General features: G+C 64.0%; 25 protein-coding genes. 14 read left to right on the top strand and 11 right to left on the bottom strand.

The annotated features are described in order from the left end of the window. Positions 1–234: 234 nt before the first annotated feature. The 6 genes from EN861_RS33725 to EN861_RS33765 all read right to left on the bottom strand — a co-directional run bounded on the left by EN861_RS33725 (position 235) and on the right by EN861_RS33765 (position 7,521). Positions 235–1,404, bottom strand: a complete 1,170-nt coding sequence (locus tag EN861_RS33725) for a PLP-dependent aspartate aminotransferase family protein (RefSeq protein ID WP_135867773.1) — start codon at positions 1,402–1,404, stop codon at positions 235–237. Then, positions 1,401–2,840 (bottom strand): pyridoxal-phosphate dependent enzyme, encoded by a 1,440-nt coding sequence (locus tag EN861_RS33730; RefSeq protein WP_135867774.1) that lies wholly within the window; start codon positions 2,838–2,840, stop codon positions 1,401–1,403. Before EN861_RS33730 ends, EN861_RS33725 begins: the two co-directional genes overlap by 4 nt. Before the next feature lie 1,233 nt (positions 2,841–4,073). Beyond that, complete coding sequence (locus EN861_RS33745; protein ID WP_135867775.1) at positions 4,074–5,417, bottom strand: FAD/NAD(P)-binding protein; 1,344 nt, start codon at positions 5,415–5,417, stop codon at positions 4,074–4,076. A gap of 31 nt (positions 5,418–5,448) precedes the next feature. Then, a complete protein-coding gene (locus EN861_RS33750) occupies positions 5,449–5,910 on the bottom strand; it encodes an Rrf2 family transcriptional regulator (RefSeq protein WP_135867776.1) in 462 nt (153 codons plus the stop codon). 663 nt (positions 5,911–6,573) lie between these two features. Next, the gene (locus tag EN861_RS33755; protein ID WP_135867777.1) at positions 6,574–6,993 is read right to left on the bottom strand and encodes an SRPBCC domain-containing protein; all 420 of its coding nucleotides are present in this window, start codon (positions 6,991–6,993) and stop codon (positions 6,574–6,576) included. 129 nt (positions 6,994–7,122) lie between these two features. Next, complete coding sequence (locus tag EN861_RS33765) at positions 7,123–7,521, bottom strand: hypothetical protein (protein WP_189343802.1); 399 nt, start codon at positions 7,519–7,521, stop codon at positions 7,123–7,125. A gap of 483 nt (positions 7,522–8,004) precedes the next feature. Here EN861_RS33765 and EN861_RS33770 point away from each other — a divergent pair, with 483 nt between their 5' ends. Beyond that, positions 8,005–8,649, top strand: coding sequence for a LysE family transporter (locus tag EN861_RS33770; protein ID WP_189343803.1), 645 nt, complete (start codon positions 8,005–8,007; stop codon positions 8,647–8,649). A gap of 72 nt (positions 8,650–8,721) precedes the next feature. On the opposite strand, the gene EN861_RS33775 is transcribed toward EN861_RS33770, so the two are convergent. After that, positions 8,722–9,351, bottom strand: a complete 630-nt coding sequence (locus EN861_RS33775; RefSeq protein WP_135867779.1) for a hypothetical protein — start codon at positions 9,349–9,351, stop codon at positions 8,722–8,724. Positions 9,352–9,445: 94 nt separating this feature from the next. After that, positions 9,446–10,633 carry a YadA-like family protein gene (locus EN861_RS33780; RefSeq protein WP_245512172.1) on the bottom strand — a complete coding sequence of 396 codons (1,188 nt, stop codon included), beginning with the start codon at positions 10,631–10,633 and terminating at the stop codon, positions 9,446–9,448. Positions 10,634–11,252: 619 nt separating this feature from the next. Here EN861_RS33780 and EN861_RS33785 point away from each other — a divergent pair. Further along, positions 11,253–12,374, top strand: coding sequence for a helix-turn-helix transcriptional regulator (locus EN861_RS33785; RefSeq protein WP_135867781.1), 1,122 nt, complete (start codon positions 11,253–11,255; stop codon positions 12,372–12,374). A gap of 93 nt (positions 12,375–12,467) precedes the next feature. Here the strand turns inward: EN861_RS33785 and EN861_RS33790 are convergent, their stop codons facing one another. Further along, a complete protein-coding gene (locus EN861_RS33790; RefSeq protein WP_127280499.1) occupies positions 12,468–12,806 on the bottom strand; it encodes a hypothetical protein in 339 nt (112 codons plus the stop codon). Between the two features lie 320 nt (positions 12,807–13,126). Between EN861_RS33790 and tauA the strand changes: the two genes are divergently transcribed. From tauA to EN861_RS33810, 4 genes are all read left to right on the top strand, one after another. Next, positions 13,127–14,140, top strand: a complete 1,014-nt coding sequence (tauA, locus tag EN861_RS33795; protein WP_135867782.1) for a taurine ABC transporter substrate-binding protein — start codon at positions 13,127–13,129, stop codon at positions 14,138–14,140. A 170-nt stretch (positions 14,141–14,310) separates the two neighbouring features. Next, entirely contained in the window at positions 14,311–15,084 is a 774-nt protein-coding gene (locus EN861_RS33800; protein ID WP_135867783.1) for a taurine ABC transporter ATP-binding protein, read from the top strand. Next, positions 15,081–15,941: an ABC transporter permease subunit gene (locus EN861_RS33805; protein WP_135867784.1), complete on the top strand. Its 861-nt coding sequence runs from the start codon at positions 15,081–15,083 to the stop codon at positions 15,939–15,941. The genes EN861_RS33800 and EN861_RS33805 overlap by 4 nt, the downstream gene beginning before the upstream one ends. Before the next feature lie 19 nt (positions 15,942–15,960). Further along, complete coding sequence (locus tag EN861_RS33810; protein WP_135867785.1) at positions 15,961–16,149, top strand: hypothetical protein; 189 nt, start codon at positions 15,961–15,963, stop codon at positions 16,147–16,149. A gap of 158 nt (positions 16,150–16,307) precedes the next feature. Here the strand turns inward: EN861_RS33810 and EN861_RS33815 are convergent, their stop codons facing one another. Then, positions 16,308–16,577, bottom strand: coding sequence for a GIY-YIG nuclease family protein (locus tag EN861_RS33815; RefSeq protein ID WP_135867786.1), 270 nt, complete (start codon positions 16,575–16,577; stop codon positions 16,308–16,310). A 292-nt stretch (positions 16,578–16,869) separates the two neighbouring features. On the opposite strand from EN861_RS33815, the gene EN861_RS33820 reads away from it, so the two are divergent. The 4 genes from EN861_RS33820 to EN861_RS33835 all read left to right on the top strand — a co-directional run bounded on the left by EN861_RS33820 (position 16,870) and on the right by EN861_RS33835 (position 20,635). After that, positions 16,870–17,823, top strand: a complete 954-nt coding sequence (locus tag EN861_RS33820; RefSeq protein WP_127873552.1) for a sulfonate ABC transporter substrate-binding protein — start codon at positions 16,870–16,872, stop codon at positions 17,821–17,823. A gap of 76 nt (positions 17,824–17,899) precedes the next feature. Then, on the top strand, positions 17,900–19,057 hold the full coding sequence (gene ssuD / locus EN861_RS33825) for an FMNH2-dependent alkanesulfonate monooxygenase (RefSeq protein WP_135867787.1): 1,158 nt from the start codon (positions 17,900–17,902) through the stop codon (positions 19,055–19,057). Beyond that, a complete protein-coding gene (locus EN861_RS33830) occupies positions 19,054–19,830 on the top strand; it encodes an ABC transporter permease subunit (RefSeq protein ID WP_127873554.1) in 777 nt (258 codons plus the stop codon). Before ssuD ends, EN861_RS33830 begins: the two co-directional genes overlap by 4 nt. 7 nt (positions 19,831–19,837) lie before the next feature. Further along, entirely contained in the window at positions 19,838–20,635 is a 798-nt protein-coding gene (locus tag EN861_RS33835; RefSeq protein ID WP_135867788.1) for an ATP-binding cassette domain-containing protein, read from the top strand. Between the two features lie 60 nt (positions 20,636–20,695). Here the strand turns inward: EN861_RS33835 and EN861_RS35655 are convergent, their stop codons facing one another. Beyond that, on the bottom strand, positions 20,696–20,881 hold the full coding sequence (locus EN861_RS35655; protein ID WP_189343804.1) for a hypothetical protein: 186 nt from the start codon (positions 20,879–20,881) through the stop codon (positions 20,696–20,698). Positions 20,882–21,191: 310 nt separating this feature from the next. Here EN861_RS35655 and EN861_RS33845 point away from each other — a divergent pair, with 310 nt between their 5' ends. From EN861_RS33845 to EN861_RS33865, 4 genes are all read left to right on the top strand, one after another. Further along, a complete protein-coding gene (locus EN861_RS33845) occupies positions 21,192–21,560 on the top strand; it encodes a septal ring lytic transglycosylase RlpA family protein (protein ID WP_127277697.1) in 369 nt (122 codons plus the stop codon). A gap of 304 nt (positions 21,561–21,864) precedes the next feature. After that, positions 21,865–23,142 (top strand): polyhydroxyalkanoate depolymerase, encoded by a 1,278-nt coding sequence (locus EN861_RS33850; protein ID WP_127277696.1) that lies wholly within the window; start codon positions 21,865–21,867, stop codon positions 23,140–23,142. 161 nt (positions 23,143–23,303) lie between these two features. Then, positions 23,304–23,918, top strand: a complete 615-nt coding sequence (locus tag EN861_RS33855) for a transglutaminase-like cysteine peptidase (protein ID WP_127277695.1) — start codon at positions 23,304–23,306, stop codon at positions 23,916–23,918. 376 nt (positions 23,919–24,294) lie between these two features. Continuing rightward, positions 24,295–24,543 carry a hypothetical protein gene (locus tag EN861_RS33865; RefSeq protein WP_127277694.1) on the top strand — a complete coding sequence of 83 codons (249 nt, stop codon included), beginning with the start codon at positions 24,295–24,297 and terminating at the stop codon, positions 24,541–24,543. Positions 24,544–24,598: the final 55 nt, after the last annotated feature.

Consider the following 24,598-nt stretch of genomic DNA (forward strand, 5'->3'; position numbering starts at 1 on the left):
AACAAACCGTAGCCGCTCGTCCATGATCCCAGTTTCTCGCCAAACCATCGCCGGTCCTCCCGGCGGACAAGAAAACTGTCACCCATGCTATCGGTCCATTCTGTTACCTATCTATCCGGTTCGGACAAAAGCGCCCTCTCCCCGTCACTATACGGGGAGAGGATGCCGGCAGGCAGGTGAGGGGCGGCGCCGACAACCGACAGGTATCGGCATAAGCCGCCCAGAGCGCTCGTGTCAGCCCCCCAGCGCCTGATCCAGATCGGCGATCAGATCATCGCCATCCTCTATCCCCGCCGACAACCGTACCAGCGAATCCGATATGCCGATCTCATCCCGCTTCTCGGCGGGAATGGAGCCATGCGTCATCAGCGCCGGGTGTTCGATCAGGCTCTCCACGCCGCCGAGGCTTTCGGCAAGCGTGAACAGCTGTGTGCGTTCAAGGAAGCGTTTGGTGCCGGCGAGGTCGCGGTCGAGCACGGCCGTGATCATGCCGCCGAAGGCATGCATCTGCTGGACGGCGATGCCATGTTGCGGGTGGCTGGCGAGGCCGGGATAGATGACGCGGCGCACATCTTTTCGCGCTTCCAGCCATTGCGCGATCTTCAGGCCGTTGGCGGAATGGCGCTCCATCCTGAGCGCCAGGGTTTTCAAGCCGCGCAGTGCCAGGAAACTGTCGAACGGGCCCGAAATGGCGCCGATGGCGTTCTGCAGGAATTTCAGCCGGTCGGCGAGATCCTTGTTGTCGCCGACGACGGCGACGCCGCCGACCATGTCGGAATGGCCGTTGAGATATTTGGTCGTCGAGTGGACGACGATGTCGATGCCGAGCTCCAGCGGCCGCTGGATATAGGGGCTGCAGAACGTGTTGTCGGCGACCGACAGGATTCCCTTGCGCCTGGCCAGTGCCGCGACGCCCTCGAGGTCGACGATGCGCAGCAATGGATTGGTCGGCGTCTCGACCCAGAGCATTTTTGTCTCCGGCCGGATCGCCGCCTCGACCGCCGCAAGGTCGGTGAAATCGACGAAAGAGACCTGCAGGTTGGCCGAACGCTTGCGCACCCGCTCCATCAGCCGGAACGAGCCGCCATAGATGTCGTCGGTGGCGACGATATGCGCGCCGGAATCGAGCAGTTCGAGCACGGTGGCGATCGACGCCAGGCCGGAAGCGAAAGCGAAAGCCGCCGAGCCGCTTTCCAGGTCAGCCACCGCGCGCTCGAAGGCGAAGCGCGTCGGGTTCTGGCTGCGGGCATATTCGAAACCCTTGTGCACGCCGGGCGACTGCTGGCCATAGGTCGAGGTGGCATAGATCGGCACCATCACCGCCCCGGTCAGCGGATCATGGCTCTGGCCGCCATGGATGGTGCGCGTCGAAAACGCCAGGCGGTTCTTTCCGGATGTGGTCATCGTGCGCGCCTCAGATGGTTGATCAGGTCGATGCGGGTAATCAGGCCGACGAATTCGTCGCCGTCGAAGATGATGGCGACCTCGTTGCGGTCGAACACCGGCAGCAGCGCGTCCAGCGTCTGGCTGGCCTGCAGCGTGTGCAGGTTGGAGGTCATCGCCGTGCGCACCGGGCCGTTGAAGCGCTCCCAGCGCCCGTCATAGGGACCGTCGACATGGGCCAGGATGTCACTTTCGTCGACGATGCCGACCAGCTTGCCATTGTCGAGCACCGGCAGCTGCGAGACATCGGAGCGGCGCATGCGGCCATAGGCGTTGAGCAGGCTTTCGTCGGGGCCGACGAACACCGTGTCGCCGGTGCGGTGGGTGCGCATGACGAGGTCGCGCAGATCGCCATGCTGTTCGTGTTCGGCCAGCCCCTGCTCGGCCAGCCAGAAATCGTCGAACACTTTGGACAGATATTTGTTGCCGCTGTCGCAGACGAAGGTGACGACGCGCTTGGGCACCGTCTGTTCGCGGCAATAGCGCAGGGCCGCCGACAGCAGCGTGCCGGAGGAAGAACCGGCCAGTATGCCTTCCCGCGACAGCAGATCGCGCACCGCCAGCATGCTCTGCTTGTCCGTGATGGAATAAGCTTTCTTGACCAACGACAAATCGGCATTGGGCGGCACGAAATCCTCGCCGATGCCTTCGACCGTCCAGCTCCCCGCCTCTTCCATCTTGCCGGTCTTGATCAGCGGCGCCAGCACCGAGCCGACCGGATCGGCCAGCACCATCTCCGTCTTCGGCGACACGCCGGCGAAGAAGCGGCCAAGCCCGGTCAGCGTGCCGCCCGAGCCGACGCCGACCACCACCGCGTCGACATCACTGTTGAGCTGCCAGAAAATCTCCGGGCCGGTGGTCGCCTCATGCGCCAGCGGGTTGGCCGGGTTGGCGAACTGGTTGGCGTAGAAGGCGCCGGGCAGTTCGGCGGCGATCTTCTCCGCCATGTCCTGGTAATATTCGGCATGACCCTTGCCGACATCGGAGCGCGTCATGCGCACCTCGGCGCCGAGCGCGCGCAGGTGCTGGATTTTTTCACGCGACATCTTGTCGGGAACCACCAGGATGATGCGATAGCCCTTGGGAATGCCGACCTGGGCGAGGCCAAGGCCGGTATTGCCGGCGGTCGCCTCGACGATGGTGCCGCCGGGCTTCAGCCTGCCATCCTTCTCCGCCGCCGCGATCATCGACAGCGCGATGCGGTCCTTGATCGAGCCGCCTGGGTTCTGGCTTTCGAGCTTGATGAACAGCCGGCATTTTCCAGTATCGAACTTGGTCAGCTCGACGATCGGCGTTTGCCCGATCAGATCGAGCACCGACGCATAGGGCGGGCGCAGGCGGGATGTCACGCCGTCCGAGGCGGCAGTGTCGGCCGTGGCTTTTCTGTGCTCGCTCATGTCGGAGCCTCCATGGATCAACCTAGCGTCTTTTCCAGCCGATCGCAGTTGGAAAGAAGATAGATCGTGCCAATCCGGTGGCCAGACGGGGAATGAAATTCCAGCCGCCCGTCAGGGCGAGGCGATACGCTGCCGGACCGGGACGCCGGCGGGACAGCGCCCCCCTCTGCCCTGCCGGGCATCTCCCCCTCAAGGGGGGAGATCAACAGCTTCGCGGGCCGCACCATTTTACAAAGTCGAAGATTGGCGAAGACGATGCCACAGCCAATCTCCCCACTTGAGGGGGAGATGGCCGGCAGGCCAGAGGGGGGCGCCGTAGGGCGCCGACCTCAACGGTCCCAAGCTGCGGCACCGTCTCATCCGTCCAACGAACCATCTCGTTCGTTAAAGCCGCCGATTTCATCATGCTAGCCGAACGTGCACATGGCAATGTGCGGTGCGCGACGGCAACCTGATCACCGCCCAGCAGAACTTTTCCGGCGCCGAGACCGCGCGCGCCGTGTGTGAGGCATTGGGCGGCTGAAGGCTATCCCTCCGGCTGACTGCGGGAGAGACTTCAGTCTCAGTTGAGCTATAGCTAATATACATATAGCTTGGTCATGCGGGGGACGATCCCAAATCGAAGCCTAACCCGCAATGGCCGGTGCGACCTGCTTTCAACCCAAGCATCCCCGCACCGGCCATTCTTTTCCCCCTTGGCAGCCTAGGCCAGCGTCAAATCGCAACCTGGGTGCAAGGATGAGAAGGGCCTTCCAGGCATCCTTTCGATCCGGACAACGGAAGGCATTTTTGGATGGCTCTCGACCTCACGACCGCTGACGCCATCGCAAACGCCGTCAGGGAAATTCGGTCGAAATTGGCCGTTGGGGGCTAAAAAGGAAGGCCCGGCTCGAAACCGGGTTTCCGAGCAAATCAGCAACACCGAAAGCGCTGGTATCACGCCCCCTTTGCAACGGGTCTGCGTCAAGTCACGTATATCTCACTTGGCTAAAGTACGGAACGTCCAATGGACAAGTACGGAACGTTTGAAGTCCCCTCAGACCAAGGCCTACCGGCACGCAAGACTTTAGTCCTGCCGTCTTATAGTTAAGAACGGAAGTTGTTCGGCTGACATAGGGCCGCCCCGAATAAATACCAGACTGCACCCAGCCGACTATGGTGCGATCGCGGAAGCCGCTTTCGGGTCGAGCCGAAGACGGGTCGGCCAAAAATACGATCGCCGCCGGAATTGCTCTATCCCAGCAACCGCTTGCTCAGCCTGGCGCACTGGACGCGGATATCGGGAATGGCGTCGATCTCGAAGAAGGTGCCGCGCGTCAGCGGCCCGACGGCGAGGATTTTTCGCGAGACGGTGCCGTCGACGGCGATGATCTCGCAATCGGCCGAGACGTCGAGGCCGATGCGCAGCGGATCGGGCCGCGCCAGACCGCGGTCGACCAGCGAGCGCACCACGCTGTTCGACGAGGTCGAGATGTCGCGCACGATGCCGGAGCAATCATAGATGCGGGCGGCGTCGAATGTTTCGAGGCGCTGGGTGTGGCGCGATTGGACCTCCACCGCGAAGCCGTCGCCCGGCGTGACGCCGACGACGCGCCCGGCGATCGGCCGGATGCGCCCCGATTGCACCGCCTCCGTCACCCTGGCGTAGACCTCGGGTGCCATGCGGTGGCGATGGATGTCCCACCAGGCCTTGGTGTGTTCGACAAAGCGGCGCTTGGCCGAGGCGGGCCAGTTCTGCCAGATCTTCTGGTTGAAGGGGCGCAGGCCGTCGACGACGTCGCGCCAGTCGACGCCTGCCTTCTGGTTCTCGCGGATGAGGTCGCGGAACCAGCCGACGAAATAGGAAAGCTGGGTGCCGAGCGGGATGTCGGCGACGTCGAGCTTGATCGGATTGCCCTTGCGGTGCGGCGAGGGCAGCAGGCCGCGCCGCGACACCGCGATGATGTCGCCGCGATGGCCGCGCTGCTCCAGGGAAAGGAAGGCGTCGACCATGCTCAAGCCCGTCCCCAGCACCACGATCCGGCTGTCGGGATCGAGCGCGGTGTCGGCCTCCGATCCCATCCGGATCGCATGGCCCTGCGCGGGCTGTTCGTCATGGCCGGTGGCGAGCACGGCAAGATGGGCGACCACGCTGGTGCCGTTGGCGAGTGCCACCTCGACCCCGGACGCGGTGGGCGAGATCGACAGGCTCTCCTCGCGGATCAGGCGCAGCCGTCCGGTCTCGCGCTCGCGCGTTTCCAGATCGTCGAGCAATTCCTTGAGGTAGCGGGCATAGAGGCTGCGCGGCGCGTAGACCGGCGCCTGCTCCGGTGTCGCCAGCCCGCGCTCCAGCAGCCAGCGCCAGAAATTGCCGGGATCGTCGGCATAGGCACTCATGCCGGCCGCGCCGACATTGAGCACATGCGCCGACAGCAGTGTCGAATAGGCGATGCCCTGGCCGAAATGCGGGCGCTTTTCGATCAGCGTGACGCGCAGGTCCGGATTGGGCGATTTGAGCAGATGCGCGGCCAGCACAACGCCGCTGGCGCCGCCGCCGACGATGATGATGGAATTGATCGAGTTGGTTGGCCCGGTCATGCGCGAGCGAGCCCCGTACGAAGCGCCGGCTTCAGGCCTGGACCTTCACCGGCAGGTCGTCCCGCGCGACCGGGAGGTCGTCGGCAATGTCGCGCATCTCGGCGAGGCTGCGCTGGTCGAGCACCTCGGCGATCGCCTGCCGGACTTCCAGCATCAGATGTCGGACTTGGCATGTCGCCTCGTTGCAGTCTTCACAGCGCTGATATTGTGTGCGGCTGGCGCAGGGGATCGGGGCCAGTGGACCGTCCAGCACGCGCACGACGTGGCCGACCTTGATTTCGTCGGCGGGTCGCGCCAGGCGGTAGCCGCCATCCTTGCCCTTGCGGCTCTGGACGAAGCCGGCATTGCGCAGCTCACCCAGTATGGCGTCGAGAAATTTCTTCGGGATGTTGTTGGCGACGGCGATGTCGTTGACGAAAGCGAGCTGCCCGGCCGGCATCTCAGCGAGATGCACGAGGGCCTTGAGGCCGTACTTGCCTTTTTTGGTGAGCATGAAGCGAACGTTTCTCTGTCATGAGACGGCGCGAAGCCATCCGTTGCGAAACGCCCGGCGTGCCTCCCCGCCGCGCCGAACCATCCATGACACATAAATTCTAGTGACATGATATACAAGCCAATTGCGGTTGATCTTGCTTGAATTTCAAACCGTTGCGGCGATTTTAGGCCCGCCTTGTGACGCCAGCGACACAGAAACGGGATTCAGACGCGCACCGGCCGGCCGCCGGGATCCGGTGACGCCGGCAATCGCGATACGCTCGACATGGCCCGTCATCGTCGCCTCGATTCTCTATGTCGATAAGATTACTATACTTATGCCCGCTGGCGCGAAATGGTTTGTCAATTCCATCCCCATTCGAGGTACGGAATTGCGCCAAGCCAGCTAATTCGGGAATCCTGCTCTCACAGGGGCGATGCCACGGCCCTCGACGCCCATCATGTTGCATCGCGGTCACGCGCCGCTATGCCTCGGCCCTTTATGCGATCGCTCTATGTCGTTTTAGCCACAAAGACGAGGGCTGGCTGTGCTGTCGGCGGCATGCGTAACCTCAATGTCGGCCTAACAGCCATGCCGAAAACGGAACGCCTGCTTTCGGCTCCGCCCCGGAAAGTTGACTTGCTAATAGCCCAAGAAATGGCGGTGGCTGTCCTTGGCCACTCACTTTCGGTTCAACAGCTCGGCGAGATTTGCGAGCATCCGGTTCCAAAGGTTCTGCGCGTCTTCAGGCCCGTCTCCGGCGGCCAGGAAATCAAGGCGTGACTGCGTACCCTCGGACGCAATCAGGATCTCGATGAACGCCGTCCCCTCGAAGTGCTGGGGAACTACCAAGCTGAATGCTAAGCGGGCAGGGCGGTCGACCACCGAGTATATGCCGTCATGCGTAATGACGCTGTCCCCGTCGTGCTCGATGATCGAGTATGTCCCGCCCGGTTGCGGATTGGTCACTGCCCTCAGGATGTTAGTCGGCGATTTGAAAAGCCATTGCTCCATCGCAGGTGGGTCAACCCATGCGTCGAAGACAGCCTGCGGGTTAGCGTTGATCAGAAGCGACACTCTGGCCCTAATGTCAAAGTTCATATCTTGCCTTCAAGATGCGTGGGTGAGGTCTGTCCCTTTCCATGTCGTTCACGGCTCAAATCACACATTCACGCAGCGCCTCGCTCAATGCCGCTGGCCAGCTCGCCGTAAGCAGCGCCGCCGATCGCCTCAACCGAACTTCTCATCCGAGGTTTTGAGTTCTTGAAGACAGACGACATCATAGCGCGTGGCCTTGAGCCACGGCTCCTCGAGCGGATATTGTTTGACCCTGATGTCGCCACCCCAGAGGTCGACCAGGTCCTGGCCATGGGCGGGAACCTCGCCGAGCCTCACCGAATCGATGCCTGTCGCGACGCCGAGCGTAACTTCGCCGCCCGGAAGCGGATACACCCGAGAACCGCGTAGCAGAACTTCAGCTCCCAATCGAATGTTGTCGACGACCGATGGCCATCGGCCAGGATCGAGGACGCAATCGTAGATGGTGCCTATGAGTTCTGAAATGCGCTCCGCCGGATAGGATCGGGCAGTCATGCTGACCAACATGGGCTGGCGGCCCCGGTCGGACATGGCGTGCTGCTGCGCCGATATCGCTTCAACGGGATCAATCCTCGTTCGACTTCGCGACCAAGTCAGTAGAAAAAAATAGAAGCTGGGTGTCAAGCCTAATCCAAATGGTGGACGCCGCGACGACCATTTCGTGATTGGGTGCGTCGGCTTAAGGTTGGACTGAATTCAAAAGCATGTGACGCGCATCAGGAGAATTCTAGATTTTCTCCACCGCCAGTGAATGCGCCGGCACATCGGTCAGGTCTTCAACTCACGGGACAGAACGCCGTCTCTATAGCGCGAGACGGAACATTACATTTCGCTAATACTTGGAGAGATTCAAGACGACTGGCTTGTCAGCCCGCCAACGGCCGTCCTACCGGAAGAATGTCGAAGCAGCTCACGAAAACGGGTGACCGTTGCCGGCCACGGCTGGCATCTGCCCCAGGCTGTTGCCTGGCCGGGCTCCCCCGACGACGTGCGGTCAAAGGAAGATCTGTCAGCATGTCGGGCACGCCGGAACTTCTCCTCAACATGATGCGGGGCGCCTTGCTGGGGTTCGCGGTCGCCGCGCCCATCGGTCCCACCGGGCTCTTATGCGTGCAGCGCACGATCGCCGGCGGCATCGTACCCGGTCTGGCGACCGGCTATGGCGCGGCGACCACACATTCGGTCTATGCCTCTATTGCCGCCGCCGGGCTCGGGGCGGTGGCGCACATGCTGATGGGATGGCACGTATGGCTGCAGCTCTGCGCCGGCATGTTCTTGCTCTACATGGCCGCAACGGCGGCGCGGCTGACACCGTCGCTGGACACGTCCCTGCAGCGCCGTATGACGTCGGGCCGGGCCTATCTGACGGGGCTGATCTGGACGTTGGGCAACCCGATGACACTGCTTGGTTTCCTCACGCTCACGCCGGGGATCCTGGGGGCGGGCTTGCCGTCCTGGCAAACCCTGGCGCTTGTATCGGCCGGCGTGCTGATCGGTTCGGCAAGCTGGTGGACAACGCTGACGCTGGCCACCAACCATCTGCGAAAGCGGCTGAGCGCGCGCGGCCTGCGCTACGTCAATCTCGGCTTCAGTTCGGGTCTGTTCGTCTTCGCGCTGTCCTTGCTGGCAAGCGCCCTGCGCGTGGGATTGCTGCCATAGGGCAATTCCACGGAAAGTGTGAGCGCTTTCCCTTGGGAACCGCCCTGGTGCCGGCGCGATGCGCGACGGATGTCAGGGTTTCATAGGCTTCTTCGGCTGCACCTCCATCGAAGGCGCGTCCGGCGGTGGGCCGGTCTCGTCTGGTTTCGGCTGTCCGGCGGCGGGCGTATCGGGCGCCTGCGGTGCTCCCGAGGTGAGGTTGACCGACACGCCATAGATCTTCCACTGCCGGTTCACCGGCTCGAACAGGAGCTCGAAATTGACCTGCATCGGGACCGAAGGGAAAAAGCCCGCCATGTGCAACATGCCGTTCGGCTCGATCTGCGGCAGCAGGGTCAGTTGCGGTTCCAGCACCGCGACCGCGCCGAAATTCAGAGCCTGCTTGCGCTGGTTGGCAAAGATGTCGCCGAGTTGGGCGGCGCTGTTGGCCTGGAAATTCGGTGAACCGAGATCGCGCAGCACCGTGTAGTTGCCGGTCTTGTTGGCCTGGTCGAGCGCCAGAAGCGTGCCGCGGATCAGGATCAGCACGCCGTTGCGATCGATCCCGGCGGCATGGGCCACACGGACCTTGTCGCCCTTCTCGGTCTTTTTCGTCTGCGCCCACGCAACCCCCGGGGATGCCGCCATCAAGCCGGCCGCCAGCAAGGCTGCCAGGGCGGCCCGGGTCACCGGCCCTGTCGCCGAACAGTGGAGGCGCTTCATGTGAACTCCGCGGTCGCAATCGAGCCGGCGGCGGGCGATACTGGCGACCGCGTCTGTGGGAACGCGGCCGCCAGCGGCCCCCTCGCACTCGTGATCAGTTCAGCGTCCACGAAGCCCCGAGGCTGACGCCGACATCGCCGCGATTGGTGGTCGCCGACAAGGCGGCGTTGAGCCGGAAATCCAGACTGGGATTGTAGCCGAGACCGAGCGCCAGGCCCGACTGGCCCTTGAAGTTGCCGAAGCCGCCGGCCAGCGACAATTTTCCCGGCCTGTCGTCATAGCGCAGCCCCGCCGTGGCCAGAGCCAGCGCGGTGCCGGCACGGGCTTCCGTGCGGTTTTCGCTGATCTGGTCATCCAGGCCCTGGAGGCCGGCCTCGAGAGCGCCGACGCGGCCGTCGAGTTGGGTGATGTTGGCGGTGTTGGTGGTCACCCTGGTGTCGAGATCCGCGATCTCGTTGGTGTTGTTGGTGATACGCGTCTCATGATTGGCGAGTTCTTGGGTGTTGGTGCTGATCTGTGAGGTGTTGTTGGCGATGCGCTTTTCGTGGTCGGCGAGCTCGGCGGTGTTGGTGGTGATCTGCGTCGTGTGGCTGCTCACCGTGCTGTTCAGATCGGCGATGGCGATGCCGTTCTGGGCGACCTGTGCAGGCAAATTCGTAAGCGTGGCCACATCGAATGTCGACGCCGCCAGATTGCCGCCGGCGTCTGTCGTCACCAGATAGGTCGGGCCGGCCTGCGCGGCCGTGCTCGCCTGCGAAGTGATCCCGGCCAGCGTGTAGGTGTTGCTGCCCGTGCCAAGCATGACCTGATTTTCGCGCGTCGCCGTAACGCCCGCTCCGATCGCCATGGAGTTGTCTTGGAGGGCGGTCGCACCCGCGCCCAGCGCGGTGGAGTTCAAAGCGCGCGCTTTAGCCGAAGCGCCAATGGCGGTGGCATTTGACCCGCCCGCCCCTCGGGCCCCGGCCTGAGCCCCGGCGCCGATGGCTGTCGTGTTCGAATTCTCATAGTTGATAGTGGGGCTGCCATAGGGGTCATAGTAACCGCCCGCGTTAGCGAGGTAGCCGAGCGCCACGCTGTTGTCCGCAATGGCGCCCGCGCTATCGCCCATAGCTGTCGAGAAATCGCCATTGCTGTTGGCGAAATATCCGCATGCGGTGGAGCGGGTCGAGCCTCCGGCATAGGCTGCTCCACCGTCCACACCATTGAAATCCGAGCAGATGACTCCCGCGCGTGCTGCGCCCGGCGTGAAGGCGACAAAGCCGGTGGCCGCGATCGCCACCATCACTGCCGTCCCGAGGGCGGGCACTTGGGAGGATGCCAGCCCATCGAAAACCGCCCTCGCGGCCGACATTAGTCCATTGCCTTTTCGCCCTTGGCACTTTGTCGCGACTGTTTCGCTTATTGTCTCGGCAGCGGCGTCTTCCAATACGCTCACGCATCCAATCGTTTCTGCAATCACGCCCAAAGCCCTCGCTTCATTGCCAGACAATCCACCAAGTCCCCTGCCGGCGCTGTCGGTCCCGCACGCTGGCCGGGCCGGGTGGGAGGTGCTCCGACCATGGCTGGGCTGACGATCAGGCAATCGCACTTGGCGGCTGTGCTGCCGTCCCCGAACAGCACTCGCCTTGCAAACACCGACGCCCTCGAATTCCGCGCAGGACCGCAGCACCCGACGGGGGGCAACCGAACACAAAGAGAATGCCGCGTCTTCCACCATTCGGTGGATAGCGACGGCCGGAGTTCGATGGTAGCGCCCGGAGGCGGATGACCATCCCCGTCGGGAGATGATCAAAGGGCTTGCCCGATCCGGATCATGCTTTAATTTTGCTGCGGTACAGCAAGGATTTTGTTGCCGTGCGGCAAGGATGGTGGCGATGCGTTCTGCCTTCTCGATGGCTCAGTTGTCCGAACTGATCGGGCTGATCTACGACGCCGCGATCGATCCCGCGCGCTGGCCCGTCGCGATCGAGGAGATGCGCATCGCGCTCGGCTTCGGGACCGCCGCCATCCGCCTGCAGGCATTGCCGTCGGGCGAGGTGCTGGTCAACGTGACCAGCAACATCCCGCAGCCCTATGTCGACCGGATGGCCAGCTACGGCGCTGAAATCGTCGAGCTATGGGGTGGGATGGCGGTGGTAGGCTCGCTGCCGATGGATCGGCCGGCGGTGTTGAGCCAAGTCAATCCCAACCTCGACACCACGACGAACCGCTATTTCGTGGAGTGCGGCAAACCGCAAGGCATGATCGATTCCCTGGCGCTGCCGCTCGCGCGGGATGGGCGTGGTCTAGGCTCGCTGTCCTTCAGCCGCCATGTCGATGCCGCTCCCATCAGCGATCTGCAGATTGAGGCCGCCCGATTGCTGATCCCGCATCTGCAGCGCGCCGCGACGATCAACCGGCTGCTGGACATGGCGGCGATTGCCCGGTCGACCTTCCAGACGGTGCTCGACACGCTGACGGCGCCGATCCTTCTCACCACCGCCGATCTGCATGTCGTGCATGCCAATCCAGCTGCCCAGGACATCGTCGCCACGGGCGAGTTGCTGAACATCCGCAACGGAGTTCTTACCGCCAGGGTCGCCGCCGTGTCCAGCGCGTTGGCCGTGGCGGTGTCGCAGGCGGCGCAGGACGAGAGTGCGATCGACCGCAAGGGGCTGGGGGTTCCGATACGCTGGCGCGATGGTTCGGCGGGAGCCTTGCACGTGCTGCCGCTGCGCCCGGGGCGCGGGGCGTTCGATGCCAGCGTGGTGGCGGCGGTGTTTGTCGCACGCGCGGATACGCCCTTCGTCGCGCCGACCGCGCTGGTCGCGGCGCTGTTCGGCCTGACGCCGGCCGAGGCGCGCGTCTTCGAGCAGATCGCGGCGGGCCGCACGGTGGAGGAGACGTCCGATGCCCTCAATATCGGCCGGAGCACGGTCAGGACGCATTTGCTGCGGCTGTTCGAGAAGACCGGCGTGCGGCGACAGGCCGAGCTGGTTCAGCTCGCCGCGTCGCTGGCGTCGCCCATGGCCGGCGTGGCGTAGCGCTGTGGGCAGACCCCGGCTGCGGGGAGACATACGGCGCGGGCCGGTTGCAACCAGCAAAGAACTCAAGCGGCCTTGTCGCGGGAATTCATTTCAACCAGGCAGTCCGATCCGCAAACCAATGTGCTCGATCACGCTGGCAAGCGTTGTCTTTTTGATCTCGAGCGAAATTTTCGTCCTCGCGCGCGCGGCCGGGATGAACAATTCTTCCTCGCTGTACCTGCTCAGGAACGCCGCCACGGCCGACAATTCGGCACCCTTTACGCAGATATTTATAATGCTGTGCGACGGCCGCTTTGCGGCGCGCTCGGATAGGATCTGCAGGGGCCCGCAAGTGCAGTCACAATATCCTTCGTCGTGGTGATAAATACAAATACAGTGCTGATATTGCGGGCAAATTGTATTGCATTCGCAATCATCCTCAATTGTCATCGTATTCTCCAAGCATTTGAAATTTATGGGTGCCCATCGGATCAGGGACAGAGGTGGACGCAGACCACCACGAAAAGAATTTCGGGTCATCCACCGTTCGGTGGACAGTGACGGTCCCAGCCCGCCGACTTCGCCCCCCGACGCCGTGCCGCGATGTCAGGGTGGGCGCCGGAGCTGCCCTTTCCGCCTCGGCGCCCTCTCATCGGCAGATTTTTTCCAACAAACCCACCTTCGTTGGAAGGATTTAACTCTACAAGAACCATAGAATTAGCTGACTATGAACAGGCAATCCGGTTTTCCCCTTTTTCAAGGAGCCTTTCATGTCCAGCATTTCACGCCGCATCCTTCTCCTGTCTTCGGCGGCCCTTGCCGGCGCCGCCTTCCTCGGTCCGGCCATGGCCGACGACCTCAAGATCACCATCGGCTACCAGACGGTGGTCGAGCCCTCCAAGGTGCCGCAGGCCGACGGCGCCTATGAAAAGGCCACCAAGGCCAGCATCGACTGGCGCAAGTTCGATTCCGGCGCCGATGTCATCGCCGCCGTCGCCTCCGGCTCGGTCGATATCGGCTATGTCGGCTCGAGCCCGCTGGCGGCCGCCGCCAGCCGCGAACTGCCGATCCAGACCATCTTCGTGGTCGGCCTGATCGGGCCGTCGGAAGCGCTGGTCGCCCGCAACGGCGCCGGTATCGAGAAGGTCGCCGACCTCGCCGGCAAGAAGGTCGCCGTGCCGTTCGTGTCGACGACGCATTACAGCCTGCTTGCCGCGCTCAAGCATGAGAATGTCGATCCGAAGTCGGTTCAGATCCTCAATCTCAGGCCGCCGGAAATCGCCGCCGCCTTCGCGCGCGGTGACATCGATGCCGCCTATGTCTGGGATCCGGCGCTGGGCCAGATCAAGACATCGGGCAAGGTGGTGCTGGATTCCTCGCAGGTCGCCGCCTGGGGCGCGCCGACCTTCGACGCCTGGATCGTGCGCACCGACTTCGCCGACAAGAATCCGGAAGCCGTGCGCGACTTCGTCAAGGTGACGGGATCAGCCTATGCCGAATATCTCGCCAAGCCCGACGCCTGGTCGGTGTCGTCGCCGCAGGCCGCGTCGATCGCCAGGCTTACCGGCGCCAAGCTGGAAGAAGTGCCGGAACTCCTGAAGGGTTATGTGTTCCCGACGCTTGAAGAGCAGGCCTCGGACAAATTCCTCGGCGGCGGCACGGTCAAGGCGGTCGCGGCCGCGTCCGCCTTCCTCAAGGAGCAAGGCAAGGTCGACGCCGTGCTGCCGGACTACTCGAAATACGTGACGTCGAAATACGTCACCGAGGCGCTGGCCTCGAACTGACGGCTTAAACGCGCGGCTCACCTTCCCTGACGTCGTGCGTTGCCTGTCTCGGAGCCGCTGACGAGGCGCGGTTTCGGGGCAGGCGGATTTTACCGAACCGATTCATCCCTGACGCAATCCGGACGGAAAACCGCCTCACACTTTTCTGGAATTGCTCGGCGAGGGGCCCCATGCCGCATCTCGTGCTCGACAACATCTCCATCCATTATGACGGCCAGCCGGCGCCCGCCGTCGAGCGGGTCTCGATCGCAGTTGCCAAGGACGATTTCGTCGTTCTTGTCGGCCGCTCCGGCTGCGGCAAGACCTCGCTGCTCAACGTTGCCGCCGGCCTGATCACGCCCGCGCGCGGCACGGCCTCGATCAACGGCCAGCCGATCACCGGACCCGGTTCGGACCGGGCGGTGGTGTTCCAGAACGATGCGCTGTTTCCCTGGCTGACCGCCCGCGAGAACGTCGCCTTCGCGCTGCGGCTGCGCGGTGTCAGGCCATCCGAACGGGCGCGGCGCGCCGACCGGCTGCTGGAGCTGGTGAAGCTCGCCGATGCCGGCGACAAGCGCATCTGGGAGCTGTCCGGCGGCATGCGCCAGCGTGTCGGCCTCGCCCGCGCGCTCGCCGCCGAACCCGAATTCCTGCTGCTCGACGAGCCGCTCGGCGCGCTCGACGCGCTGACGCGCGAACGCATGCAGACGACGCTGCTCGACCTTTGGACCGCAAGCCATGCCGGCGTGCTGATGGTGACGCACGGCATCGAGGAAGCGCTGGTGCTCGCCACCCGCGTCGTCGTGCTGGCGCCCGGCCCCGGGCGCGTGGTGCGAACCTTCGAGCCGGGCTTCTCCCGGCGCTATGCCTCCGGCGAGCCCATTCGCGCCATCAAGGACGACCCGGCCTTCGCGGCGGCGCGCGGCGAACTGACCGACGCGATCTTCGAGGGAGAGGCGGCATGACCATTTCCTCCTACACGGAACGGCCCGGTTCAGGGGCGGACGAAACCGACGGCCTGTCGGTGCCCTGGTCCAGGCCACGGACGAAACGGACCGGCGTTTCGGCACGCATGGTCAGCGCCGTCACCATCCTGGCGGTGCTGGCGCTCTGGACGCTGTCGGCCCGCCTGCAGTTGGTGTCGCCGGTGTTCCTGCCTTCGCCGCTCGCCGTGTGGAACAAGTTCGTCGTCGTCATCCGCGACGGCTTCGTCGACGCGACGCTGCTGCAGCATGTCGTCGCCAGCCTGGGCCGCGTCTTTGCCGCGCTGGTCGCCGCCATCCTCGTCGGTGTGCCGGTGGGGCTCGCCATCGGCATCAGCACGGTGGGGCGCGGCATCTTCGATCCGCTGCTCGAATTCCTGCGGCCGATCCCGCCTTTGGCCTATCTGCCGCTGGTCATCATCTGGTTCGGCATCGGCGAGCCGTCGAAGATCCTGGTGATCGCCATCGCCATGCTGGCGCCGGTCGCCCTGTCGACCGCCTCGGGCGTTCGCGGCGTCTCGCGGGAGCGCATCAACGCCGCGCGCTCGCTTGGCGCGACGCGAGCCCAGGTGGTCCGCCAGGTGATCCTGCCCAGCGCCCTGCCCTCGATCCTGACCGGCCTGCGCATCGCGCTCGGCGCAGGCTGGTCGACACTGGTCGCGGCCGAACTGGTGGCGGCGACGCGCGGCCTTGGTTTCATGATCCAGTCCGCGGCCCAGTTCCTCGTCACCGACGTGGTGGTGATGGGCATATTGGTGATCGCGGCCATCGCCTTTGTGCTCGAATTCACCATCCGCCGGATCGAGCGCATGCTCGTCCCGTGGGCGGGGCGTGAATGATCGGAAAAGGAGAATGACGATGACCCATTCCACCGCCGTGTTGTTCGCCCATGTCGGCTCCTGGCTGCTCGGCCTTGCCGCCGAGGACAAAGCGGCAAACGAGGACGGCCCGCGCTCGCCGGCGCCGGTCCATCTCCGCGCCGGGCACGACCGCCTGCCGCCGCGCGACGAGAGCTTTTATTGGGCCTGGCAGTACTGGTCGCAGTGAGTGGCTGGCGGTTGGCGCACCGACGCATAGCGTTAGCGATCTTTCGCGCTAGCCTCCACGTCTTCGTCATCCTAGGGCGAAGCAAGGAGCAAAGCGACGCGCGCACACCCTAGGATCCATGCCGCGACTGTGGTGCGTTGCAACGGTGCAAAAACGGCTCACCACCCAGTTCCGCGAAAGAGTTCGAACCATTCCGGATTAGCTTTCTCGATCAGCTCGATCTTCCATTGGCGTGGCCAGCGTTTCAGGGACTTCTCACGTTGGATCGCATCAGTGATGTCGAAATACTCTTCGTACCAGACAAGGCGTTGCACGCCGTAGCGACTGGTAAAGCCTGAGCCTTGGCCAGATTTGTGCTCGGGTACACGGCGGCCGAGGTCGTTGGTGACGCCAATGTAGATAGTGCCACGTTTCTGGCTTGCGGTCATATAGACCGGTCATGTTTGAAGCGTAATCCGGGTGAGTGAGCGTGTAAGCGTCGTTTCTGATCCGTCGCATTCTACGACCAAAGTCACGGCATGGATCCTAGGGTCTGCGCCGCGTCGCTTCGCTCCTTGCTTCGCCCTAGGATGACGAAGGTATAGGTGCCGTAGAAAAAAATTCCGCCCGTCACAATCATCTCGCAAAATTATTTCTCTACTAAATTTATAGAACTACCTAGCCTGATCCATCTTCCAACCGGTGAGGACATTTCCTGCCGCGCATTGAAGGAGAGGGATCATGTTCAATCTGACGAGACGCGTTTTCGGCATTGGCCTTCTGGCCGCGACAGTCGTGCCGTCGTTCGGCGCCGCCGCGCAGGACCTGAAGCAGTTCAGCATCGGCTACCAGAAGACCGGCCTGCCGGTGATCGCCAGGCAGCAGCAGGTGATCGAGAAGGCGCTCGGCGACAAGGGCGTCACCGTGAAGTGGGTCGAGTTCACCGCCGGGCCGCCATTGGTCGAAGCGCTCAATGTCGGCGCCATCGATGCCGGCTGGACCGGCGACGCGCCGCCGATCTTCGGTCAATCGGCCGGCGCCAACATCGTCTATGCCGCGGCGCTGCCGTCCAATGGCGAAGGCGAGGCGATCTTCGTCAAGCCGGCCTCGCCGGTCCAGGCGGTCGCCGACCTCAAGGGCAAGCGCGTCGGCGTCGGCAAGGGCACCAGTGCGCATAATCTTCTCGTCGCCGCGCTGGAAAAGGCAGGTGTCGCGTTCGATCAGATCACGCCGGTCTATCTCAGCCCGGCGGATGCGGCCGCCGCCTTCGCCAGCGACCAGATCGATGCCTGGGCGGTCTGGGATCCGTTCTTTGCCATCGCCGAAACCCGCTACCAGCCGCGTGTGCTGGCCCGCTCCAGCGAGGTGCTCAAGGTCAACACCTATTTCCTCGCCAACAAGGATTTCGCCAAGGCGCATCCCGAAATCGTCACCACGACCATCGCCGCGCTTGGCGAGGCGGCGAAATGGGCGGACCAGAATCGCGACAAGGTGGCCGAGGCGTTGCATGAGGTCACCGGCGTGCCGCTCGACGCACAGACCATCGCCGCCAATCGCAGCAAGTTCGGCATCTTTCCGATCACCGACGAGATCGTTGCCGGCCAGCAGGCTACCGCCGACCGCTTCTACAAGCTTGGCCTGATCCCCAAAGCGGTGCGGATTTCCGACGCGGTTTGGACAGCGCCGGGCAATTGATTTTTCGTCACGCGGCGCCGGGTGGAGAAACGCCCGGCGCTGTTGCCGTTGTGCCTTTGACCTCCAGGAGGCCGCCTTGACCACGCCAGCCAAGCCACTCGATTTCTTCTGGTTCATCCCGACGCATGGCGACGGTTCCTATCTCGGCTCCGAGCAGCAGCAGCGGCCGCCGGAGTTCGGCTATTTCAAGGAGATCGCGCAGGCAGTCGACCGGCTCGGCTTCCCCGGCGTGCTGTTGCCGACCGGGCAGAACTGCGAGGATTCCTGGATCACCGCCACTGGGCTGGCGACGCTGACCGAAAGGCTCAAATTCCTCGTCGCGCTGCGGCCGGGCGTGACCCTGCCGACCTTCGCGGCGCGCCAGACGGCGGCTCTCGACCGTCTGAGTAACGGCCGCCTGCTGCTCAATGTCGTGGTCGGCGGCAATCCGGCCGAGCTTGCCGGCGACGGCGTCTTCCTGCCGCATGACGAGCGCTATGCGCAGGCGCATGAATTCCTGACCATCTGGCGCGGTTTGGTGTCCGGCGAGCGCGTCAATTTCGACGGGAAATATTACCGCGTCGAGAATGGCCGCCTCGACCTTCTGCCATCACAGGACCGGCCGCCGCTTTATTTCGGCGGCTCGTCCGACGCCGGGCAGGATCTTGCCGCCGACCTGGTGGATATGTACCTCACTTGGGGCGAGCCACCGGCGCAGGTCGCCGAAAAGCTGGCTTCGGCGCGCGCGAAGGCGGCATTGCGCGGCCGCGAACTGCGTTTCGGCATCCGGCTGCATTTCATTGTTCGCGAAACCGAGGATGAAGCCTGGCGCGCCGCCGACCGGTTGATCAGCCACGTCACCGATGCGCAGATCGAGAACGCGCAGGCGCGGTTCCTCAACCAGATGGACTCGGTCGGCCAGCGCCGCATGGCCGAACTGCATGGCGGCCGCCGCGACAGGCTGGTCGTCTCGCCCAATCTGTGGGCCGGCGTCGGGCTGGTGCGCGGCGGCGCCGGCACCGCGCTGGTCGGCACGCCGGAGCAGGTCGCCGACCGCATCCGCGAGTACCAGGCGATCGGCATCGATACGATCATCGGCTCCGGCTATCCGCATCTCGAGGAAGCCTATCGCGTCGCCGAACTGCTCTTCCCCAAGCTCGGGCTTGGTACCAGGCGGCTCAAGCCGCGCGAAGACATCGCCAACGAATTCTCCGTCGGCTTCCATGGCGCGGCCCGCCTGCAGGCCGCGTCATGAGCTTTTCCACGCACCTGCGCAGGAACGGCATCGGCTGGCTATTGCCGGTGCTGGTGCTTGCCGGCTGGGAGGTGGCGTCCCGCGCCGGCGTCATGCCGGCCAACGTGCTTCCGGCACCAAGCGCCGTCGCCGAGGCCTTCTGGCGTTTGACGCTGTCCGGTGAACTGATCCGCAACATCGGCGTCTCGACGGCGCGCGCCCTGGCCGGCTTCGCCGTCGGCGGCTCGATCGGCTTCGCGCTCGGCCTTGCCAACGGGCTGTCGACGCTCAGCCGCGGCCTGACCGACACCACGCTGCAGATGATCCGCAACATTCCGCACCTGGCGCTGATTCCGCTGGTCATCCTGTGGTTCGGCATCGACGAGGAAGCAAAACTGTTCCTGGTGGCGCTCGGCGTGTTCTTTCCGATCTACGTCAACACGCTGCTCGGCATCCAGAGCGTTGACCCGCAACTGGTGGAGATGGGCCGCGTCTACGGCATGGACCGGCGCGCGCTGTTCTTCCGCGTCATCCTGCCCGGCGCGCTGCCGGCGATCTTCGTCGGCCTGCGCTACGCCTTGGGCATCATGTGGCTGACGCTGATCGTCGCCGAAACCATCTCGGCCAGCTCCGGGCTCGGCTACATGGCCATGCAGGCGCGCGAGTTCCTGCTGATCGATGTCGTCGTGCTGTCGATCCTGATCTACGCGCTGCTCGGCAAGCTCGCCGACAGTCTCGCCCGCCTGCTCGAGCGCCTGTCGCTCGGCTGGCATCCCGCCTTTCAGAACGGATGAGTATTCGATGCCAGCCGCCAGTCTGACCGCCGTCCGCTCCTTTGTCACCACGCCAGCGCCAGCGCGCCCGGCGATATCGGTCGAAGGCAGGCGTGCCTTCGCCTTCAAGGGCGTGGAGAAACGCTTTGGCGACAAGACCGTTCTCGACGGCATCGATCTCGACGTGCCGGTCGGGCAGTTCGTCGCCGTCATCGGCAAAAGCGGCTGCGGCAAGAGCACGCTGCTCCGCTTGCTCGCGGGGCTCGACCGGCCGACCTCGGGATCGCTGACGCTGGGGGCCGAGGAAGAGGGCCACAGCCGCACGCGCTTCATGTTCCAGGAGCCGCGCCTGCTGCCCTGGGCCAGCGTGGTGAAAAACGTCGAGGTCGGGTTGACCGGCCTCGCCTCCGGCACGCAAGCGAGGCAGCGCGCGCTCGACATTCTCGGCAAGGTCGGCCTCGCGGACCGAGCCGATGAATGGCCCTCGGTGCTGTCCGGCGGCCAGAAGCAGCGCGTGGCGCTGGCCCGCGCGCTGGTCGGTCACCCGCAGGTCCTGGCGCTCGACGAGCCGCTCGGGGCGCTCGACGCGCTGACCCGCATCGAGATGCAGCAATTGCTGGAGCGTATCTGGATAGCCCAGAAATTCACCGCCGTGCTGGTCACGCATGATGTCGCCGAAGCGGTTGCGCTCGCCGACCGGGTGGTGGTGATCAGCGACGGCAGGATCGCGCTCGATCTGGATGTGCCGGTGGAACGGCCGCGCCGCCGCGGCTCCGCCGAGCTTGCCCGCCGCGAAGGCAGGATTCTGGACCAGCTGTTCGGTTAGGGCCGCGGAGGTCGGTTAGGCCTGTGGCGGCGGCGCGATTGACGAGCGGGGGTCGACCTTTCATCGAAGCCCACGGTTCGCCCACACCAGCCCGGCCAGGCCGATCAGCATGGCGGCGAGGCCGATATAGAGCCATTGCGACTGGCCGGTCATGAAGCTGCCGCCGATCATGCCGATGCCTTGCAGCGACCACAGCGCACCGATGGCCAGCACGATCAAGGCCAGCAGATTTTTGATCAGTCTCATTGTCGGACCCCGATTTTGAAAGTCGATCGATCGCGGCGCCGTTGCCGCGATGAAAGAGCCGAAGGAGGTGGCCAGACCGCGCAGGTTTCTATTTGAAGATAAACGTCTAATCTTGTCATGAAAGTCCTTCGTGCCGATCAAAACAAGGTCGAAAACTGATCCCGGCGCTCCAGAAGATCCCTGACAGACTGTTACCCGGTGACTCCAAACGTGTGATCTCGCCATGGAACCGCCAGATCACTGCCGCATTTCCTGCCTTATTCTCGACCTAACGGCTGGGGTCTGTCAAAAACGGAGCCATCCCCCAAATATGAAGACCCCAAAACAGACCGCGCTTGTCGCGGTAACGATCGCTGCTGGCCTGATGGTCGGCGCCTCCGCCACTTCGGCAACCGCCGCCGCCGGCCAGTGTGGCCGCGCGTCCTGGTACGCGCTGCACTCGAGGACCGCCTCGGGCGAGCGCATGAACCCCTCGGCGATGACCGCCGCCCACCGCACGCTGCCTTTCGGCACCAAATTGCGGGTCACCAACAAGAACAACGGCCGCAGCGTCGTCGTGCGCATCAACGATCGTGGTCCCTTCATCAAGGGCCGCGTGCTCGACCTGTCGAAAGGCGCCGCCGGCCAGCTCGGCTTCATCGGCTCCGGCCAGACTTCGGTCTGCATGGCGCGCGTCTGATTTGACCGTCTCTTGACCATGATCACTCCCGGACCGCGGCTCAGCCGCGCAAAGCGGGTATTTTTCGGCGATCATGGTCAGGTGTCCGGCGCGGTGGCCTGACACATATCCTACACATTTCGGCGGCGCACATTGAGCCGGCTGTGCCGTCTGGGGCCGGTTTTCAAGGCTTTGGACGAAAGAAGCATTGGTCACGCCACGTGACGTATTGCATCGCAGCAATTAGTTGTTAACCTCCCCGCGTGACATTCAAGGCTCGGCGCTGCTCGTCGTCCCTTCGGTCGAGGCAGCAGCGGGGTTCTTGATGTACTACCAGCTATACGAAATGAACCATGCCGCCTTGCAGCCGGCCCGGCTCTATGCCGACGCTGTCCGGCTCTTCTACTCCAATCCGCTCAATCCGGTCTCGCACACACCCTGGGGCCGATCGATCGCGGCCGGCGCCGAACTGTTCGAGCGCACCACGCGCCGCTACGGCAAGCCGCAATTCGGCCTGGCCAAGACGGTGGTCGACTGGAAGAGCGTCGCGGTCACCGAAAAGACCATCTGGTCGAAGCCGTTCTGCAATCTCGTCCGGTTCGAGCGCGCCGTTCCCGCCGGACGCAAGGCCGACCCGAAGCTGCTGATCGTGGCGCCGATGTCGGGTCATTACGCGACGCTGCTGCGCGGCACGGTCGAGGCGATGCTGCCCTATGCCGATGTCCACATCACCGACTGGGTCGACGCGCGCATGGTGCCGCTGGCCGATGGCAGCTTCGATCTCGACGACTATATCGACTACATCATCGACATGCTGCACACGCTGGGTCCGGACACCCATCTGATGGCGGTGTGCCAGCCTTCCGTGCCGGTGCTGGCGGCGGTTTCGCTGATGGAAACGCGCGGCGACCCCTTCGTCCCTTCGACGATGACGCTGATGGGCGGACCGATCGACACCCGCCGCAACCCGACCGCGGTCAATCTGCTGGCCGAGGAAAAGGGCATCGACTGGTTCCGCGACAACGTCGTCATGCGCGCGCCCTGGCCGGTGCCGGGCTTCGGCCGTGAGGTCTATCCCGGCTTCCTGCAGCTTTCGGGCTTCATGAGCATGAACCTCGACCGCCACATCATCGCCCACAAGGACTTCTTCATGCACCTTGTGAAGCATGATGGCGACAATGCAGAAAAGCACCGCGACTTCTACGACGAGTATCTGGCGGTGATGGACCTGACGGCGGAGTTCTACCTGCAGACCGTCGACACCGTCTTCGTGCGCCATGCGTTGCCCAAGGGCGAGATGACGCATCGCGGCACCAGGATCGATCCGTCCGCCATCCGCAACGTTGCCCTGTTCACGGTCGAGGGCGAGAACGACGACATTTCGGGCCTTGGCCAGACCAAGGCCGCGCAGGACCTGTGCGTCAACATCCCCGCCGACAGGAAGGCGCATTACATGCAGCCGGCGGTCGGCCATTACGGCGTCTTCAACGGCTCGCGCTTCCGCTCCGAGATCGTGCCGCGCATCGTCGACTTCATCACCAGCTATGGCCGCCAGAACCGGGTGGCGGTGAAGCCGAAGCTGGTCCGCACCGCCAAGCGGTAGGCAATTCTAGAAACGGAGCCGGGCCGGCGGTCCGATTCTGTTGCACAAGTGCCGCTGTCCCTCCCCGCGGGTAACCATGCTGCAAATCAACCCGACGTCGTAATTGACACGGAGTGTAAATCGCCCTTAACGTTTCGTTAACAACAGGGCGAGCGGGGACAATGAATTCCTCAACCATGCGAAGGCTGCGCGTATGCGTGGCAGCCGGGCTGGCAGTAACGGGAGGCTGGATGGCACCGGCCTGGGCTTCGGACGCGATGGCGACCGGTGGCCTCACCTCGCAGCCGATCGGCCACTACGATTTCTGCAAGCAGCATCCGGGCGAATGTTCGATCCGTCCGGCCAGCCTCGCGCCGGCCACCCTGACCGACGGGTTGATGCGCAAGCTGCTCAACGTCACCGCCAGGGTCAATGCATCAGTCAAGCCGATGAGCGACATGGACATCTATGGCACGGACGAGGTCTGGGCCTATCCCGACAAGGGCGTCGGCGACTGCGAGGACTATGTGCTGGAGAAGCGGCGCCAGCTGTCCCGCATGGGCGTTTCGCTCGCCGATCTCTTGATAACCGTGGTGCGCAAGCCCGACGGCGAAGGTCACGCCGTGCTGACGGTGCGCACCGACGGCGGCGATTATGTGCTCGACAATTTGACCGACAAGGTCAAGCCCTGGGACCAGACCGGCTACCGCTTCCTCAAGCGGCAGGCGATCGACAACACCGGCCGCTGGGTCTCGATCCGCGGCGGCCAGCAGGTTCTGGTGGGCTCGGTGCAGTAGCAAAGAGCGCCGCGGTTCGAACGCGGTATGTCTCGTGCCGAAAGTGTCTTCCGCTTACCCCTGGCGCAGGTCGGCGCCGCCCCTCATTGCCCTGCCGGGCATTTCTCCCCGTATAGTGACGGGGAGAAAGACGCCGTCATCGCCGATTTCGCCAATTGTCAGCGGTACAGGAAGGGTGGCGAGGTTGCCACAGCGACCTTCTCCCTGTTCTACGGGGAGAAGATGCCGGCAGGCAGATGAGGGGCGGCGCTGACATCGCCGATCGGGCGTCTCGCATAGCCATTCCAAAAATTTCCGCATCCCTCCGTGAACCATTTCCGTTCGCCCGGCGACACACAGCCGTGGACGATAGAAACCCAAACCATGGAGACTTCAAATGACTGCTTTCCTGCGCAACACCCTTCTCGCCGCCGCTGCCGTTTCGGCCCTGACCGGATCCGCTCTGGCCGAGCAGACCATTCCAAGCTGCGCCAAGACCAGCCTCAACGACCTGTGGAGCGGCCGCTGTTGCGGCGCCGCCGGCGCGTCGGACTGCCTGGGCGGTGGCAATGGCGGCCGCGATCATGGCAACCATGGCGACCATGGCCGTGGCGGCAATGGCGGCAGCACGGCCGGCAAGAATTGATCTCACCATGGCTGCCCGTCGGCTACTCGCCGGCGGGCGCTGTTCTTGCGACCGG

Origin of the sequence: Mesorhizobium sp. M8A.F.Ca.ET.218.01.1.1 (genome assembly GCF_004791165.1) — a bacterium.
Classification (GTDB): Bacteria; Pseudomonadota; Alphaproteobacteria; order Rhizobiales; family Rhizobiaceae; genus Mesorhizobium.